15 protein-coding genes, 1 tRNA gene and 1 other RNA gene are annotated in these 17,661 nt (G+C 42.8%); 12 read left to right on the top strand and 5 right to left on the bottom strand.

Annotated elements, in window-relative coordinates; all coding sequences use genetic code 11:
- Nucleotides 1–37: 37 nt before the first annotated feature.
- Both aguB and JNG37_RS00820 read left to right on the top strand, forming a co-directional pair.
- Nucleotides 38–913 (top strand): N-carbamoylputrescine amidase, encoded by an 876-nt coding sequence (gene aguB / locus JNG37_RS00825; protein WP_158454556.1) that lies wholly within the window; start codon nt 38–40, stop codon nt 911–913.
- 37 nt (nt 914–950) lie between these two features.
- Nucleotides 951–2,222 (top strand): transglutaminase domain-containing protein, encoded by a 1,272-nt coding sequence (locus JNG37_RS00820; protein WP_158454559.1) that lies wholly within the window; start codon nt 951–953, stop codon nt 2,220–2,222.
- Nucleotides 2,223–2,251: 29 nt separating this feature from the next.
- Here JNG37_RS00820 and JNG37_RS00815 read toward each other — a convergent pair whose 3' ends face one another.
- A complete protein-coding gene (locus JNG37_RS00815) occupies nt 2,252–2,845 on the bottom strand; it encodes a TVP38/TMEM64 family protein (protein ID WP_158454563.1) in 594 nt (197 codons plus the stop codon).
- 106 nt (nt 2,846–2,951) lie between these two features.
- Here JNG37_RS00815 and ssrA point away from each other — a divergent pair.
- The 3 genes from ssrA to add all read left to right on the top strand — a co-directional run bounded on the left by ssrA (nt 2,952) and on the right by add (nt 4,524).
- Nucleotides 2,952–3,299, top strand: a transfer-messenger RNA (tmRNA) gene (ssrA, locus tag JNG37_RS00810).
- Nucleotides 3,300–3,301: 2 nt separating this feature from the next.
- A tRNA-Ser gene (locus tag JNG37_RS00805) sits at nt 3,302–3,389 on the top strand.
- 118 nt (nt 3,390–3,507) lie between these two features.
- Nucleotides 3,508–4,524 carry an adenosine deaminase gene (gene add / locus JNG37_RS00800; protein WP_158454566.1) on the top strand — a complete coding sequence of 339 codons (1,017 nt, stop codon included), beginning with the start codon at nt 3,508–3,510 and terminating at the stop codon, nt 4,522–4,524.
- A 42-nt stretch (nt 4,525–4,566) separates the two neighbouring features.
- On the opposite strand, the gene JNG37_RS00795 is transcribed toward add, so the two are convergent.
- The 3 genes from JNG37_RS00795 to JNG37_RS00785 are packed head-to-tail and all read right to left on the bottom strand — an operon-like array spanning nt 4,567 to nt 6,427.
- Entirely contained in the window at nt 4,567–5,334 is a 768-nt protein-coding gene (locus tag JNG37_RS00795; RefSeq protein WP_158454569.1) for an ABC transporter permease, read from the bottom strand.
- A 15-nt stretch (nt 5,335–5,349) separates the two neighbouring features.
- The gene (locus JNG37_RS00790; RefSeq protein ID WP_158454571.1) at nt 5,350–6,060 is read right to left on the bottom strand and encodes an ABC transporter ATP-binding protein; all 711 of its coding nucleotides are present in this window, start codon (nt 6,058–6,060) and stop codon (nt 5,350–5,352) included.
- On the bottom strand, nt 6,053–6,427 hold the full coding sequence (locus JNG37_RS00785) for a GntR family transcriptional regulator (RefSeq protein ID WP_158454573.1): 375 nt from the start codon (nt 6,425–6,427) through the stop codon (nt 6,053–6,055). Before JNG37_RS00785 ends, JNG37_RS00790 begins: the two co-directional genes overlap by 8 nt.
- Nucleotides 6,428–6,574: 147 nt before the next feature.
- Between JNG37_RS00785 and JNG37_RS00780 the strand changes: the two genes are divergently transcribed.
- From JNG37_RS00780 to pyk, 3 genes are all read left to right on the top strand, one after another.
- A complete protein-coding gene (locus tag JNG37_RS00780; protein ID WP_158455312.1) occupies nt 6,575–9,685 on the top strand; it encodes a DNA polymerase III subunit alpha in 3,111 nt (1,036 codons plus the stop codon).
- An 81-nt stretch (nt 9,686–9,766) separates the two neighbouring features.
- On the top strand, nt 9,767–10,777 hold the full coding sequence (gene pfkA, locus JNG37_RS00775; protein ID WP_158454575.1) for a 6-phosphofructokinase: 1,011 nt from the start codon (nt 9,767–9,769) through the stop codon (nt 10,775–10,777).
- A 63-nt stretch (nt 10,778–10,840) separates the two neighbouring features.
- Nucleotides 10,841–12,346 carry a pyruvate kinase gene (gene pyk / locus JNG37_RS00770; RefSeq protein WP_158454577.1) on the top strand — a complete coding sequence of 502 codons (1,506 nt, stop codon included), beginning with the start codon at nt 10,841–10,843 and terminating at the stop codon, nt 12,344–12,346.
- A gap of 98 nt (nt 12,347–12,444) precedes the next feature.
- Here the strand turns inward: pyk and JNG37_RS00765 are convergent, their stop codons facing one another.
- Nucleotides 12,445–13,560, bottom strand: a complete 1,116-nt coding sequence (locus JNG37_RS00765; RefSeq protein WP_158454579.1) for an NAD(P)/FAD-dependent oxidoreductase — start codon at nt 13,558–13,560, stop codon at nt 12,445–12,447.
- A 76-nt stretch (nt 13,561–13,636) separates the two neighbouring features.
- Here JNG37_RS00765 and JNG37_RS00760 point away from each other — a divergent pair, with 76 nt between their 5' ends.
- The 4 genes from JNG37_RS00760 (at nt 13,637) to JNG37_RS00745 (ending at nt 17,655) form a co-directional block, all read left to right on the top strand.
- Nucleotides 13,637–14,254 (top strand): DUF459 domain-containing protein, encoded by a 618-nt coding sequence (locus JNG37_RS00760; protein ID WP_158454581.1) that lies wholly within the window; start codon nt 13,637–13,639, stop codon nt 14,252–14,254.
- 66 nt (nt 14,255–14,320) lie between these two features.
- On the top strand, nt 14,321–14,866 hold the full coding sequence (gene lepB, locus JNG37_RS00755) for a signal peptidase I (RefSeq protein ID WP_158454583.1): 546 nt from the start codon (nt 14,321–14,323) through the stop codon (nt 14,864–14,866).
- A gap of 187 nt (nt 14,867–15,053) precedes the next feature.
- Nucleotides 15,054–16,868: a glutamine--fructose-6-phosphate transaminase (isomerizing) gene (gene glmS, locus JNG37_RS00750; protein ID WP_158454585.1), complete on the top strand. Its 1,815-nt coding sequence runs from the start codon at nt 15,054–15,056 to the stop codon at nt 16,866–16,868.
- Nucleotides 16,869–17,013: 145 nt separating this feature from the next.
- The gene (locus JNG37_RS00745) at nt 17,014–17,655 is read left to right on the top strand and encodes an amino acid ABC transporter permease (RefSeq protein ID WP_158454587.1); all 642 of its coding nucleotides are present in this window, start codon (nt 17,014–17,016) and stop codon (nt 17,653–17,655) included.
- Nucleotides 17,656–17,661 lie beyond the last annotated feature (6 nt).

Genomic DNA, 17,661 nt, shown 5'->3' with positions numbered 1-17,661 from the left:
TATCTCCCATAAAGAATTTATGAAAAGGATAAATAATATGAGAAATGTTACTGTAGCAGCTGTTCAGATGCAGTGTAGTCAGAACCTTCGGGAAAATCTGGCGACCGCAGAGCGTTTGGTCAGACAGGCTGCTGGTCAGGGAGCGCAGATTATTCTCCTGCCTGAACTCTTTGAGCGTCCTTATTTTTGTCAAGAACGCCAGTATGATTATTATAACTATGCCAAGTCTGTAGATGAGAATGATGCTGTTCAGCACTTTATTCCTATTGCCAAGGAATTGCAAGTTGTCTTGCCTATTTCCTTCTATGAAAAAGATGGAAATAGCCTCTACAATTCCATTGCGGTCATTGATGCGGATGGTAGTGTTTTGGGAGTTTACCGTAAGACCCATATCCCTGACGACCATTATTATCAGGAGAAGTTTTACTTCACGCCTGGAAATACTGGTTTCAAGGTCTGGGAAACACGTTACGCTAAGATTGGCATTGGCATCTGCTGGGACCAATGGTTTCCAGAAACAGCTCGCTGTTTGGCACTGAATGGAGCAGAATTGCTCTTTTATCCAACAGCTATTGGTTCGGAGCCGATTTTGGATACGGATAGCCAAGGTCATTGGCAGCGGACAATGCAGGGCCATGCGGCGGCCAACATCATGCCAGTCATTGCGGCCAACCGTATCGGTTTGGAAGAAGTGCAGCCTTCTGAAGAAAATGGCGGTCAATCGTCTAGCTTGCGTTTCTATGGCTCCTCTTTCTTGACGGATGAGACAGGTGAATTGATTGAGAAAGCAGGGCGTGAGGAGGAAGCTGTCCTGCTTGCTACTTATAATTTGGACAAGGGAGCGCGTGAGCGTTTGGATTGGGGACTTTTTAGAGACCGTCGACCGCACATGTATCACAAAATCACAAAATAATGGTACAATAGAAAGAGATTGTGTGGAAAGGTGAGACATGAAAAGTTTACGTCGTATTGTTTCGGTATTGGTTTTGTTAGCAGTTGGAGTTGGCCTTTATTTAGGTGTAACAGGATCAGAAGCCTTTCAAAATATGGAAATGGCAACGAAACTGCAAGAAAGCTTGGCCAAGGAAAAAGCAGAAAAGCAAGCCAAACAGGCTGAGTTGGAGAAGCAGTTTCCAGCTCTTAGGGAAGAATTGGCAGATAAGTTTTATTTCTCTTCCTTGAATAATGAGAAGGAAGAGGAAGCTTACATGACGCTTTACCTTAATTCTCGAGCAGCTGTCACTACTAAGGACTATTATGAAATGCCGAGAATGTCGGATCTTTCGACCTACCGTGTCCATCATTCCTTGTCCAATGATTTCCCTGAATTTTATTGGTTTGGAGCAGGTGCCTATGCCATGGAAAACAATACTCCAAATCTGACAGACCAGCAAATTGAAGACTATTTTACCATGTTGGAAATGGGAAAAAATATTGTCAGTCAGCTACCGCAAACCAACGATTTTGACAAGGTTAAGGCTATCTATGATTATGTAATTCTCCATACGGAGTATAATCATGCAGCTTTGGCAGATGATGCTCTTTCTTTCCAAAACCAAGCCATAGACTCCGTCTTGCTTAATGGGCTGTCAGTCTGTGGTGGTTACAGCCGAACTTTTCAATTTTTATGTCAATTAGCAGGCATTGAATCCATCTATGTCACAGGATTTTTGGAATTGGGACCAGAATTTGAGTTTGCCAATACCTATCACGCTTGGAATTTGGTTAAAATTGATGGAAAATACTATGGAGTGGATACCACTTGGGGAGATCCAGCCTACATGTCAAATGGTCAGGATGAGAACCTACCGGCGATTAACTATGATTATCTGTGTATTCCGGCTACGATTTTGGAAAGAAGTCACCGTCCAGTTTCTCGCTTGTTGGAAGCTTATCAGATGGAAATCTCTTCTAAAAACGATCCCGATTTGACCTATCCAACTTATGATGACAATTCCTTGAACCAACATTCTTTGGATGGAACTTATATGGAGGGTCAGGATATGGGCAAAGTTGTAGAGCGCTTGCGCCAATCGCTTGCCGCAGGACAAGGATCGATCAGCTTGCAGTTTGCTGACAAATCTCTTTTTGACCAGGTCTTACAGGATGTAGCTCGGTCGGATTCACAGATTAGTGCCCTCTATTTTGATGAATTTGGAAGTTCGTCCATTGGATATTCTCATGACCCTTATGTTTATAGTATTCAACTCACTAAGCAATAAAAAAAGGAACCTGAGCGTTCCTTTTTTGTTTATCCAAGAAGATTTTGTAGCCACTGGCTGCCGTAAATCCAAAAGTAGCTATATGCAATGATTGAGACAGGACGGCACAAGAGGGTGATGAGAATGAATTTCCGATAAGACATGGAAGTTAGACCAGTGATCATAACGACAATATCTGCTGGAGAAATCGGTGACAACATGCAGAAGATAAAGAAGAGTTCATAGCCTCGTTTGTTGTCGATCTTACTTTCATACTTTTCAAAGGTTTCTTCATTCATAAAGAGCAGGCAGAATTTTTTTCCATATCTTCTTGCTAAGGCGAAGAGGAGGATGCTGCCGATTGAGATACCGACATAGTTCAGGAAAAAGCCCCACCAAAAATTGAAGACCAAAAAGCCGACAACCGTAGTAACCCCCCCAGGAATAATCGGAAATACAACTTGAAGAATTTGAATGCCAAGAAAGGATAGACTGCCAAAAGTACCGTGACTTTTAATCATGTCTGTCAGGACATTCTGATCATTTAGAATTCCGATACGGTAAAGCCAAATTACAAAAAAGAAGGATGCAATCAGGGTTAAAATGCTGAGTACCTGAATGGTTTTCTGCCAAAATTTATACATAATACTATTTTACCATTTTTCTTTTATTTTCCAAATACTAATAATCTCTAAAAAAGTCTTGCATTTTGTTTGATACTTTGCTATAATAATTCCCGTATTCAACCTCGGGGTTGTTACGGATTCGACAGGCATTATGAGGCTTGTTCTGCAACTCATCGGCAGATGTAAAAATGCCAGTTAAATATAACTGCAAAAAATACAAACACTTACGCATTAGCAGCTTAATAACCTGCCTGCGTGACCAGTCGCGAATTGCTTGTGTTTGCTGATTGGTCTTAAAACAACAAGCTACGTTGGAATTGAGTCAGGCAGTTCCAAAAGAGATTTACTGACTCGCTTGGTCTAGGTTTGAGTTATGTATCGAGTCCAAGTTAAAGCAAGACATAACCTATGGTTGTAGACGAATAAGTTAGCAGGTGTTTGGACGTGGGTTCGACTCCCACCAGCTCCATATATGGAAGATTACTCAAGAGGCTCAAGAGGCCGTGTTGGAAACGCGGTAGGCGTGTAACAGCGTGCGTGGGTTCGAATCCCATGTCTTCCGTATGATAGAAAGGACAATGTTCGGCATTGTTCTTTTTTTGTGTTCTTTTTTCAAATTTTTCTTGAAATATAAATGAATTGTGCTAAGATAGGAACAATATCGTTTTAGGAGGTTCCCAGTGCACTTAGAAGAATTGAATCAACTGGCTAAAGTTGAACTCCATTGTCATCTTGACGGGTCCTTGTCGCTTGAGGTGGTTCGTCAATTGGCAGGACTTGCCAAGATTGACTTGCCTCAGTCCGATCAGGAATTGCAAGGATGCTTACAAGCACCTGAGAACGTGGAGAGTTTGAATGACTATCTTAAAGTCTTTTCATTCGTGAGGCCCTTGCTTCAAACGAGAGAAGCCTTGTCGCTTGCAGCCTATGATGTTGCCCGCCAAGCTGCGCAAGATGGTGTTATCTATCTGGAAGTTCGTTTTGCACCGGAATTATCCATGGATCAAGGCCTGTCAGCTGCTCAAGTTGTTCAAGCTGTGCTAGCAGGTCTACATGCTGCTCGAGAGGAGTTTGGCATACTCGCCAAAGCCTTGGTCTGTGGTTTGAAACAATCCCCAGAGGAGTTGAACCAAGCTGTCTTTGAAGAGGTGGTTTCCCTTGCTGATTCTGGATTAGCTGGATTTGATTTTGCCGGAAATGAGGTGGATTTCCCGACCCAGCAGATGGAGAAGGCCATAAAAGACTGCCAGGCTTTAGGCTTGCCTATGACCTTTCATGCTGGCGAATGTGGTTGTTCTGCCAATGTCGCTTATGCTGTGCAATTGGGCATTAAACGCATCGGTCACGGAACAGCACTTGGAAAAAGTCCAGAGGTTATTAACCAGGTTCTTGCGGCAGGTACAACCATTGAGATGTGTCTGACGAGTAACCTCCAAACCAGGGCTGTTGCTAGCCTGGCGGAGTTTCCCTATCCAGCTCTTTATCAGGCAGGAGCTGCGCTTACAATTAATACAGATAATCGTACGGTATCCAATACAACCTTGACAAGAGAATACAGTCTTTTTCAAGAGTATTTTCAGACCAGTAAGGACGATTTTTATCAGTTTAATCGCAATGCTATTGAGGCCTCCTTTGCTTCTGTTGAAGAAAAAGAGATCCTGCGCAAGCAACTGGAAGCGAATTATCAATCAAAGTAAAGAAAGAAGCTCTTTGACCGAGTGGTCCTGGAGCTTTTTTTCTTACTGTAAATTGAGTTTCTTACTCATAATATAGTGGGTTCCAAAATAGTAGCCAAAAGCTAGTAAGATGGAGAGGAATGTGAGAATTGGATTCGGCAAGATAGAAAAGCTAGAACCATAGAGTGTTTCCAATTCTGAGAGGTAGAAGAGGGAACTGATGATGCCTACGATAGATGAAATGGAGAAGTAGGCAATGAAGGCCATCAAGGTGCGGTAGTCTTTAAACAATTGGCCGATGGAGATAGAGAAGTAAATTAGTAAAATTGAGTGAACAGTAGAAACAAATTGGGCAAATCCATATTGTAGAATACTTGGAATATCTGTTAATTCTGTTACAAATGTATAGGCACCAAAGAACTCATCAATCCCTGAAATACTGAAGGCAACCAAGAGGCTCAAGATTGCAACAATAGCTGCTAGCAAGCTCCATAAGAGGGCTGTGACCAATTTTGACAAAATCAAATGATGGGCTGAAACAGGCAGGGTCATGGTAAGATAGCCCTGGCGACCATAAATGTTGTGGCGGAAGCGATTGACAATCAAAAAGAGTGTCGAAATTCCGATGGTAATGAGGATGGCAGCAAAGGCAAACATGACAAAGCCCAAAAGGGTTGCTTCTGCATTACTGATTTCACTCGTTTCTGCACGGATGACATTGGAACGTAACCAGAAACCAACGACAATGGCAATGGCTAAGACCAGGGCGTACAAAGCCAGGTACCATTTTCCGACGGATTTAAATTCATATTTTAACAGTTTTGCAAACATATCTTTTCCTTTCCTCTAAGCCTTGAAATCTGAACGGAAGAGTTCATCAATTGATTGACCAGAATCAATACGGAGGTCATCAACATTGCCTTGTCGGACGATGCTACCATTCTGCAAAAAAATGACTTCATCCAAGATGGATTCGATATCAGAAATCAAGTGGGTTGAGATGATGACAGAAGCAGTCGGAGAATAGTTGCTCACGATTGTTTTCAAAATGTAATCACGCGCCGCAGGATCGACTCCGCCGATTGGTTCGTCTAAGACGTATAGTTGTGCTTGACGGCTCATAACCAAGATGAGTTGCACCTTTTCCTTGTTTCCTTTGGAGAGGTGTTTCATACGACTGGCTAGGTTAATCTGCAAATCTTCTAAAAGATGAAGGGCACGCGCTTGGTCAAAATCTGCATAAAAATCTTTAAACAATTCAACTGCCTCGATGACCTTCATATTTTCGTCCAAGTAGGTCGTATCTGGGAGATAGGACACCATAGCCTTGGTCTCAGGAGAAGGGGTGCGGCCATTGATCAGGATTTGACCATACTCAGGCTGTAATAAGCCGTTCAAAAGCTTGATTAGTGTCGTTTTACCAGAACCGTTTGGACCCAAGAGTCCGATAATTTTTCCAGCAGAAAGTTTGAAGTTTACATTGTTCAGAGCTACAACGCCACCGTAAGATTTGGAAACTTGTTGAAATTCCAAAAGTGTAAGGTTTGTGTTATTCATTTAAATCTCCTTTCAAATAGTCGTCCAACTGCTGTACCAATTGGTCTTGACCAAAGCCTAAATCAACCATGTTGGTTACAAAATTTTCCAGTTCTGTTTGGGCTAAGGCTAGGCGGGTTTCTTGGATCAATTCAAGATTGTCGGTTACAAAACGTCCTGTTGTACGAACAGAGTATACGAAGCCCTCGCTTTCTAAATCGGACAAGGCCCGCTGTACAGTATTGGGATTGACACCAGCAGTTTCTGCCAAATCACGGACGGTCGGTAACTTATCACCAGGTTTGAGTTGGTTGGTAACAATCTGAAGTTTTATGGTATTGGTTATCTGAATATAGATGGGGACATTATTGTCGAATTTCCAGGCCATACTGTTTCCTTTCTAGGCAATTGCTCACCTGTATCTTTGTTCTATATACATAATACAACAACATGAAATAAAATGCAAGTATTTTGTTTAAAAAGTTTATTGATTTAATTTTTGATATAATAGAAGAAATGAATGAAGGAGGATGCCATGTTTGCCCAGCTAGATACCAAAACCGTTTATAGTTTTATGGATAGTATGGTGACCATTGAGGCCTATGTCGAAAAAGCAAAGGAACTCGGATATCAGTCCATTGGAATGATGGATAAACAAAACCTGTATGGTGCCTTTCATTTTCTTGAATGCTGTCAAAAAGTCGGTCTGCAACCCTTGATTGGATGTGAGATGGAGTGGAGACTGGAGGAAGAGCAGGACAAGTTGACCATTCTCTTTTTGGCTCTTTCAACCAAGGGTTACCAACAGTTGATGAAATTATCGACGGCTAGTATGATGGGGCAAGAGGTCTTGCAGTTATCCGATTGGCACTTAGAAGATCTTGCACTTATTGTGCCCTATTTTCCAGGTGTTGAACGGCTAGACTTGGGATGTGATTTTTATATCGGAGTTTCTTTGGATACACCCCAGAAGGAGTTTGGTCGTCCTCTGATTCCCCTCCATCAGGTTCGTTATTTTTCCAGTCAGCAAATTGAAGCCTTACAGGTTCTGCATGCCATCCGAGACAATCTGACGCTCAATCAAGTAGAGGATTTGGCTAGAAACCAGTCTTTAGTAGAGGCTCGTTCAATCAGACAGGCCTTTGCCCAACGTTTTCCAAGTGCTTTAGAGAATTTAGATCAGTTGGTCAAAGGTCTTGCCTATGAGATTGATGCTAGCTTGAAATTGCCACGCTTCAATAGGGAAAGACCAGCAGTTGAAGAACTGCGTGAGAAGGCAGAAGCAGGGCTGAGAAACAAGGACCTTTGGCTACCAGACTATCAGAAACGTTTGGTGCACGAATTAAGTGTCATTCATGAGATGGGCTTTGATGATTATTTCCTGATTGTTTGGGATTTGTTGCGGTTTGGTCGCAGTCAAGGCTATTATATGGGAATGGGACGGGGGTCAGCTGTTGGAAGCTTGGTAGCCTATGCTTTAAACATTACAGGTATCGATCCAGTTCGCCATCACCTACTCTTTGAACGATTCTTAAACAGCGAACGCTACACCATGCCGGATATTGATATTGATATTCCAGATATTCACCGTGGAGACTTTATTCGTTATGTTCGTGACCGCTACGGAACCATGCATGCTGCGCAGATTGTGACTTTCTCAACCTTTGGAGCTAAGCAGGCCATTCGCGATGTCTTTAAGCGTTTTGGAACACCGGAATATGAATTATCTGCCTTGACTAAAAAAATCTCATTCAGAGATAATTTGTCGTCAGCCTATCAGGGGAATGCCTCATTTCGTCAGCTGATTAACAGCAAACTGGAGTATCAAAAAGCATTTGCCATTGCCCAACAAATTGAAGGTCAACCACGCCAAACCTCCATTCATGCAGCAGGCCTTGTGATGAGTGACCAAGACCTGACCGACACTATTCCTCTAAAAGCTGGAGAGGACATGCTCATCACCCAGTACGATGCGCACGCAGTTGAAGCCAATGGTTTGTTGAAGATGGACTTTTTGGGGCTTCGGAATTTGACCTTTGTTCAAAAAATGGCAGAAAAAGTGGCAGATCGCTATGGAAAAGAGATTGATATTGCAAGTATTGACTTAGAAGACCCAGCAACGCTGGCACTCTTTGCAGCTGGTAAGACCAAGGGGATTTTTCAATTTGAACAACCTGGCGCCATCAGTCTCTTGAAACGGGTCAAACCCAATCGCTTTGAAGAAATTGTTGCGACAACTAGTCTCAATCGACCAGGGGCCAGCGATTATTCTGAAAACTTTGTCAAACGAAAGCACGGTAAAGAAGCAGTGGATTTGCTTGATCCATCGATTGCACCCATCTTACAGCCAACCTACGGCATCATGCTCTACCAAGAGCAAGTAATGCAGATTGCCCAAGTCTATGCAGGTTTTTCTCTTGGAAAAGCTGACTTGCTACGGAGGGCCATGTCAAAGAAAAACGCCAAAGAGATGCAAGCCATGGAAGAAGCCTTTGTGATGGGAGCTCGTTCTAAGGGGCATGACGAGGAAAAAGCCAAGGACATTTTTGCTATGATGGCTAAATTTGCAGGATATGGTTTCAACCGTAGCCATGCCTATGCCTATTCGGCCTTAGCTTTTCAGATGGCTTATTTTAAAACCCACTATTCAGATGTTTTCTTTGATGTGATGTTGAATGATTCTAGCAGTTCTTACATTACAGATGCTTTGCAAATGGACTTCAAACTCGCCAAGCCCACCCTCAACACCATACCCTATCATGATAAAATCGCAAATGGGCAGATTCACCTGGGCTTGAAACAAATCAAGGGTCTTGCCAAGGATTTCTCCCTTTGGTTGATGGAGGCTCGTCCCTTCCATTCAGTAGAAGATTTTATCCTCCGTCTGCCAGCAAACTATCAGAAAAAAGATCTCTTGTTGCCGATTATTCAGCTGGGCTTATTTGATGATTTGGAACCCAACCGTAAGAAAATAGTAGAAAATTTGGATAATCTCTTTGTTTTTGCAGAAGCCTTTGGCTCCTTTTTTGCAGAAGAATCCTACAGATGGATAGAATCAGATGATTATTCAGACAGTGAAAAGTTTGAGATGGAGCAGGCCTTGCTTGGTGTTGGAATCAGCCCCCATCCCTTGGTCTCTATTCGAAAAGCCAGCTCTTTCAAACTTGATAGCCTGTCGGATTTGCTAGTAGGCAACCGTGCGACCATCCTCGTCGAGGTCCTATCTGTTCGAGTTATTCGCACGAAAAAATCTGGGCAGCAGATGGCCTTCCTTCAGGTTTCTGATACCAAAGATCGTCTAGAAGTGACTATCTTTCCAGAAGCCTTTCAACAATTTGGCCATTTTTTAACAACTGGCGCCTTGCTGTATATTAGTGGAAAAGTACAGGAGCGGGATGACAAGCTACAATTGGTTGTAGAACACATCCAACCAGCTAGTTTAGAAAAATGTTGGTTGCAGTTAGCAGGCTCATCTTTTGATCAGCAAATTGCCCGTATCTTGAAAAAATATCCAGGGACAATTCCAGTCATTGTCCATTATCAAGATCAAAATCGGACCCTTCAATTACAGGGAATCTATGTCCAAAAAACACTAGATTTAGAAGCAGAATTGGCTGACTATGTGATGAAAACGGTTTTTCGGTAAAAAATCGCAAAAAGTCAAGCAAGTTCGCTCTAAGTGTGTTATAATAAGGCAGTTAATTTGAAAATAAAAGGAGCAAATGAAATGAAGCGTATTGGTGTTTTGACTAGTGGCGGAGATGCCCCTGGTATGAATGCTGCTATTCGTGCAGTTGTTCGCCAAGCAATTTCAGAAGGAATGGAAGTTTACGGGATTAGCGAAGGCTACGCAGGTATGGTAGCTGGGAAAATCCAACCGTTGACAATTCGATCAGTTGGAGACATCATCTCTCGTGGTGGTACTTTCCTAGGTTCTGCTCGTTACCCAGAATTTGCTCAGTTGGAAGGCCAACTGAAAGGGATTGAGCAGTTGAAAAAACATGGCATTGAAGGCGTCGTTGTTATCGGTGGTGATGGTTCATACCACGGTGCAATGCGTTTGACGGAACATGGCTTCCCAGCTGTTGGTGTTCCTGGTACAATCGATAACGACATCGTTGGTACGGACTTCACAATCGGTTTTGACACAGCTGTGACAACTGCTATGGATGCCATCGATAAAATTCGCGATACATCATCCAGTCACCGCCGTACTTTTGTTATCGAAGTAATGGGTCGCCATGCTGGTGATATCGCACTTTGGTCAGGAATTGCTGCAGGTGCAGATGTGATTGTCGTCCCAGAAGAAGGATTCGACATCAAAGATGTTGTTGCAAAAATCAAACAAGGTTACGAAACAGGCAAGAAGCACAGTATCGTTGTCTTGGCTGAAGGTGTGATGCCAGTTGCTAAATTCGCTGAAGAATTGAAAGCAGCAGGTGATGTGAGCGATCTTCGTGTAACAGAACTTGGTCACATTCAACGTGGTGGTTCACCAACTGCTCGTGACCGTGTCTTGGCATCTCGTATGGGTGCACACGCTGTTAAATTGCTCAAAGAAGGCCGCGGTGGTCTTGCTGTTGGTATCCGCAATGAGCAAATGGTTGAAAACCCAATCCTTGGAACTGCTGAAGAAGGCGCATTGTTCAGTTTGGCAGAAGATGGCAAGATTATTGTCAACAACCCACACAAGGCAGACTTGGGTCTTGCTACATTGAACAGAGAAATTTCTTTCTAATCAGAGCACATCATTCGTTTCTAGGGTCATAAGACCAGTAAAATATAAAGGAGTTTTGTTAAGATGAACAAACGTGTAAAAATTGTTGCAACCCTTGGTCCTGCGGTAGAAATCCGTGGCGGTAAAAAATTCGGTGACGATGGTTACTGGGGTGAAAAATTGGATGTTGAAGCATCAGCACAGAAAATTGCTGCCTTGATTACAGAAGGTGCTAACGTTTTCCGTTTCAACTTCTCACACGGTGATCACCAAGAGCAAGGTGACCGTATGGCAACTGTACGTCGTGCAGAAGAAATCGCTGGTAAAAAAGTTGGTTTCTTGTTGGATACAAAAGGTCCAGAAATCCGTACAGAATTGTTTGAAGACGATGCAAAAGAGTACGCTTACTCAACTGGTGACAAATTACGTGTTGCAACAAAACAAGGTATTAAATCAACAAAAGAAGTGATTGCTTTGAACGTTGCAGGTGGTTTGGATGTCTTTGATGATGTTGAAGTTGGTAAACAAATCCTTGTTGACGACGGTAAACTTGGCTTGACTGTTGTTGAAAAAGATGCTGTAAATCGTGAGTTTGTTGTTTTGGTTGAAAACGATGGCGTTATCGCAAAACAAAAAGGTGTGAACATTCCTTACACTAAAATTCCTTTCCCAGCACTTGCAGACCGTGATAATGCGGACATCCGCTTTGGTTTGGAGCAAGGTTTGAACTTCATCGCAATCTCATTTGTACGTACTGCAAAAGACGTTGAAGTTGTTCGTAACATCTGTAAAGAAACTGGTAACGATCATGTTCAATTGTTTGCGAAAATCGAAAACCAACAAGGTATCGACAACATCGATGAAATCATCGAAGCAGCTGATGGTATCATGATTGCTCGTGGGGACATGGGTATCGAAGTACCATTTGAAATGGTTCCAGTTTACCAAAAAATGATTATCACTAAAGTGAATGCAGCTGGTAAAGCAGTTATCACAGCAACAAACATGTTGGAAACAATGACTGAAAAACCACGTGCAACTCGTTCAGAAGTATCAGACGTATTCAACGCAGTTATCGACGGTACTGATGCAACAATGCTTTCAGGTGAGTCTGCAAACGGTAAATATCCAGTTGAATCAGTTCGTACAATGGCAACTATCGCTAAAAACGCACAGACTCTTCTTAATGAATATGGTCGTTTGAACTCTGATCACTTTAACCGTGCATCTAAAACAGAAGTTATTGCATCTGCAGTAAAAGACGCTTGTCACTCAATGAACATCAAGTTGGTTGTAACAGTTACTGAAACTGGTTACTCAGCACGTGCTATTTCTAAATACCGTCCAGATTCAGACATCTTGGCAGTAACCTTCACTGAAAAAGTTCAAAAATCATTGATGTTGAACTGGGGTGTCATTCCAGTTGTGACTGAAAAACCTGAATCAACTGATGATATGTTTGAATTGGCTGAGCGCGTTGCTAAAGAGCAAGGCTTGGTTGAAGCTGGTGATGACATTATCATTGTAGCTGGTGTCCCAGTTGGTGTTGCTGGTTCAACAAACACAATGCGTGTTCGCACTGTAAAATAATTTATAAGAAAAAAGCCTATTGTAGCAACGTTTCTGCCTTGTTCAATAGGTTTTCTTTTTTGTTTTGGGGCAGTTTGAAGTAAAAAGAAAAGCCAAGATCAGTTCTTGACTTTTGTGATGTAGTTGTCTGGTGTGTAGGCAGTTCTGTCGAAGTTTGTTTCTTTTCCAAGAATTTCCATCGCAATTTGCCAACCGATATAAGGACCGTTGGTCAGGCCGGTTGAACCGAGTCCACTTGTTACCCAGAGATGGTCCTGATCAGCGACTTGTCCATAGAATGGCGAGTAGGTTGAAGTATAGGCGCGGGTACCGATGCGGGTGCGAGCGATTGGAAAATCTGCTAATTGGGGCATGAATTCCTGAGAGCGGTCACGCATGGCCTGGATTTTATCGTGATCTAGTTCGAGGTCATAGCCCATATCATCTTCATGAGTTGCACCAACGATGATACGTCCTTGAGAAAATGGCAAGATATCAATTTCACCATAAGGCATGCAGACTGGCCAATTTTCAGTGTCAAAGTGTGTGTCCAATTCAAAGAGTTGTCCCTTTTGTGGGCGGACATCCACTTGGTAGCCAATTGGTTCCAATAAATCGGGTAACCATGCACCTGCAGTTAGGAGGATATGGTCGGCTTTCCATTCTTCTTGACCAACTAAGACAGTCTGTTCATCCTTCAAACCAACTTTTTGACGGAAGATTTGCCCACCATTTTCAAGAAATTGTTGGTGGAGGATATCCAAGAGTTTACCACCATCCACTCGTCCACCGCCTTCTAGATGAAGACCGAAAAATTCATCCTTTAAAAGCGGGAGGTAGCCCAGAAGTTCCTCTTTTTCCAGTTGCTGAATCTGACCAATGACAGGAGCATCTTCACGTCTATCCAGGGCAATTTTCTCGACTTTTTCAATCAAGTCCTTCCGACTCTTTAGGCCGATGGTTCCAGTCACCTGGAAGGGCAAGTCATTGATGCCATCTGCTCTTAAATCTGCCATCAGTTGTCGATAAAAACTGGCCCCTGAGGAGGTTAGACGATACCAGTCTTTGTTTTTCTTCTGGGCCATCCAGGGGCAGATAATGCCAGCTGCCGCCCTTGTTGCAGTACCGATGCCTTCATCAACTAAGCGAATGGACAGATCAGGGGATTTGGATAAGTAATAGGCTGCTGTGGAGCCAACAATGCCTCCACCGATAATGATAATTTCTTTCTTCATAATGTTCATTATATCACAAATTCGCTTGGGTTTATTTATTTTTTTGTGCATGATACAATAGAAAAAAGGAGAAATTATGTCTGATATTATGTATCCAGAGGTTCTGACAGTCGGGTCAGGATCCATTCGCATTGCGACAGTTGGCGATAGTTTGACCTATGGCTATGGACTGGAGGACCGCCTCAATCATGCCTACCCTTGCATTTTAGCTGAGAGGTTGGGGCATGCCTATCAAGTGGCGAATTTTGGTCTTAGCGGCCGTTCCTTGCAATCAACGGCTGACTATCCTTATTTCAAAGAAAAAAATGCCCAATTATCCCTAGACTATCAACCAGATCTGGTCTTGATAATGATTGGTAGCAATGATAGCCGAGCACCTTATTGGAATCAGGAGCGATTTGAACAGGAATACCGTCAAATGATTGAAACCTACCTGAACTTGGATAGCCAACCGGATGTCATTGTCATGGTGCCACCCTATGTTCCGACCAGTCGTTTCGGTTTGAACAACGAGATTATCAAGACGGTCCTACAAGAGATGATTCCCCGTTTGGCTGAAGAATATGGTCTGGAATGGATCAACTTTTATCCCTTGACAGAAGGACATGCTGAATATTATAGTGACGGCTTGCATTTGACCCCACTTGGCAATCAATTGTTGGCTGATGAAGTTTATCGGAAAATCACCTCCTAAGCCATGCTGAAAGTTTCGTTTTGTGGCTGAAATATGCTATACTAGTAAGCAGTATAAGGAGATTTTATGGTAAAAAGAGATTTAATCAAGAATGTGATTTTACTGGCTTCTCTTTTGTGTGGTTTACTGGCTGTTCGTTTTTATTTCTTTGAGCCTGTGACCATTCAATCATCGATGGCCAACGCGTATTTGAAAGAAAAAGATTTGATTGTCGCTGTCAAGGACGCTGATCTGAGCTATGGAGACTTTGTCCTTTACAAGGTGGACAATAAAGAATATGTCGGGCGACTCATTGCCAAAGAAAATGATACCGTGACTTACATGGATGATGTCTTTTACCGCAATGAAGCAGTCGTAGAAGAGGCTTACCTGTCTGGCAGCCATTTCCAAGAATACTATACACAAGATTTTTCAATCGCAACCCTGACCAATGGGGAGTACCAAGCTATTCCTGCCAAGCACTATCTCATTCTCAATGATGACAGAACCAACCTTGATGATAGCCGAACATTTGGTCTGATTGCACAAGACCAGGTTGTGGGGCGGCTGACCTTCCGTCTCAGTCCCTTATCTGAATTTGGTTTTATCGATACTGGAATTGTCCAACAATAATACCGAGCAATCGGTATTTTTTTGTTGAAAAAACATCTGAAGTTGACTAGACCAATTTTTTGATTGACAGATGACAAATGTTTGTATATACTATGTTTATCGCTCTTTTAGAAGATAGAGTTGACTATACCAATTTTAAGAAAAATGTAAGAAAGTTCAATTTCTCTGGAAATTGAAGGTGAACTGTATGTGTGGAATCGTTGGTGTTGTAGGAAATGCAAACGCAACTGATATTTTGATTCAAGGACTTGAAAAATTAGAATACCGTGGCTATGATTCAGCAGGTATTTTCGTAACTGGTGGCGACCAGTCCCACTTGGTTAAGGCTGTTGGACGCATTGCAGAGCTGTCTGCAAAAGTGGGAGATACGACCGAGGGTACAACAGGAATTGGTCATACTCGCTGGGCAACTCACGGCAAACCAACTGAGGATAATGCTCACCCACATACCTCACAAACAGGTCGTTTCGTCCTTGTTCACAATGGCGTGATTGAAAACTACCTTGAGATGAAAAATGACTACTTGGCTGGTCATGATTTCAAGGGTCAAACAGATACGGAAATCGCTGTACACTTGATCGGCAAATTTGTTGAAGAAGATGGCTTGTCTGTATTGGAAGCCTTCAAAAAAGCTCTTCATATCATCCAAGGTTCCTATGCCTTTGCCTTGATTGATGCCGAAAATCCTGATACGATTTACGTTGCCAAAAACAAATCTCCACTTTTGATTGGTTTGGGCGATGGTTACAACATGGTCTGCTCAGATGCTATGGCGATGATTCGTGAAACCAGTGAATACATGGAAATCCACGACAAAGAATTGGTTATCGTGACCAAAGATAGCGTTCAAGTGACAGACTACGAGGGCAATGTCATTGAACGCGGTAGCTATACGGCTGAGCTTGACTTGTCAGACATCGGTAAGGGAACTTATCCGTTCTACATGCTCAAGGAGATCGACGAGCAACCAACCGTTATGCGTAAATTGATTTCAACCTATGCAGATGCGGACGGTAAGATGACGGTTGATTCTGCGATTGTGAAAGCCGTTCAGGATGCTGACCGTATTTACATCTTGGCGGCAGGGACTTCTTACAATGCAGGTTTCGCCTCTAAGAACATGATTGAAGCCTTGACAGATACCCCTGTTGAATTGGGGGTGGCATCTGAGTGGGCATACCACTTACCAATCCTCAGCAAGAAGCCACTCTTTATCCTCTTGACCCAGTCAGGTGAAACTGCGGATAGCCGTCAGGTCTTGGTGCGTGCCAATGAATTGGGCATTCCAAGTTTGACTATTACAAACGTTCCTGGTTCAACCCTTTCACGTGAAGCGACTTATACAATGTTGCTCCATGCTGGTCCTGAGATTGCTGTTGCCTCAACCAAGGCTTACACGGCTCAGATAGCAGCTCTTGCTTTCTTGTCTAAGGCAGTTGGTGAAGCCAATGGCAAGCAAGAGGCAATCGACTTTGATTTGGTACATGAATTGTCAATTGTTGCCCAGTCTATCGAAGCGACTCTTTCTGAGAAAGACTTGATTGCTGAAAAGGTTGAAAAACTCTTGGCAACGACTCGCAATGCTTTCTATATCGGCCGTGGCAATGACTACTATGTGACACTTGAAGCGGCTCTTAAGTTGAAAGAAATCTCTTATATTCAGACAGAAGGCTTTGCGGCTGGAGAATTGAAACACGGAACCATCTCCTTGATTGAAGACGGTACTCCAGTAATTGCTCTGCTTTCTGCCAATGAAAAAGTTGCAGCTCACACCCGCGGTAACATTGCAGAGGTTGTCTCTCGTGGTGCCAATACCTTGATTATGGTGGAAGAGGGCTTGGATCGTGAAGGTGATGATATCGTGGTCAACAAGGTGCATTCATTCTTGTCACCTATCTCCATGGTTATCCCAACACAGTTGATTGCCTACTATGCTTCCTTCCAACGTGGTTTGGATGTCGATAAGCCTCGTAACTTGGCAAAAGCGGTTACGGTTGAATAAAAATGAAAGGATTTGGGGCAACCCAGTCCTTTTTTCGTGAAAATTGCAAAAAAATGCTGAAATTTATTAAAAATTCTGAATAATCCTTTGTTTTCTAAGAGGAATTTTGATATACTAGTATCTAACTATCACAAGAGGAGGGACTATGTCTTACATTTTTGAAATTTTACCTAGCCTGTTAGATGGGGCTTTGGTATCCTTACAAGTGTTTGTATTTGTCTTGGTCTTGTCTCTTCCCTTGGGAGCTGTCTTGGCCTTCCTGATGCAAATGAAGTTTACTCCCTTACGCTGGTTCTTGCAGTTCTATGTGTTGATTATGCGAGGCACTCCCTTGCTCTTGCAATTGATTTTTATTTATTATGTCTTGCCAAGTGTTGGAGTGACCTTTGATCGGATGCCATCGGTCATCATCGCCTTTACTTTGAACTACGCAGCTTATTTCTCTGAGATTTTTAGAGGAGGAATTGAAGCCATTCCTGCGGGTCAATATGAAGCTGCAAAAGTCTTGAAGTTTACACCATTTCAGACCATTCGTTTTATCGTCTTACCACAGGTTGTCAAAATCGTTCTTCCGAGCGTGTTTAATGAAGTGATCACCTTGGTAAAAGATACTTCTCTGGTCTATGCCTTGGGCGTAAGTGATCTCTTGTTGGCTAGTCGAACGGCTGCCAACCGTGATGCCAGCTTGGCGCCAATGTTTATCGCAGGTGCTATCTACCTGCTTATGATTGGGGCTGTGACTCTAGCTTCGAAACAAATTGAAAAGAAATTTGATTACTATAAATAGGAGGAG

This window comes from Streptococcus suis (assembly GCF_016775005.1).
GTDB classification, from domain to species: Bacteria; Bacillota; Bacilli; order Lactobacillales; family Streptococcaceae; genus Streptococcus; species Streptococcus suivaginalis.
The sequence above is the reverse complement of the archived record's forward strand: the minus strand, read 5'-3'. Positions and strand labels throughout refer to the sequence as shown.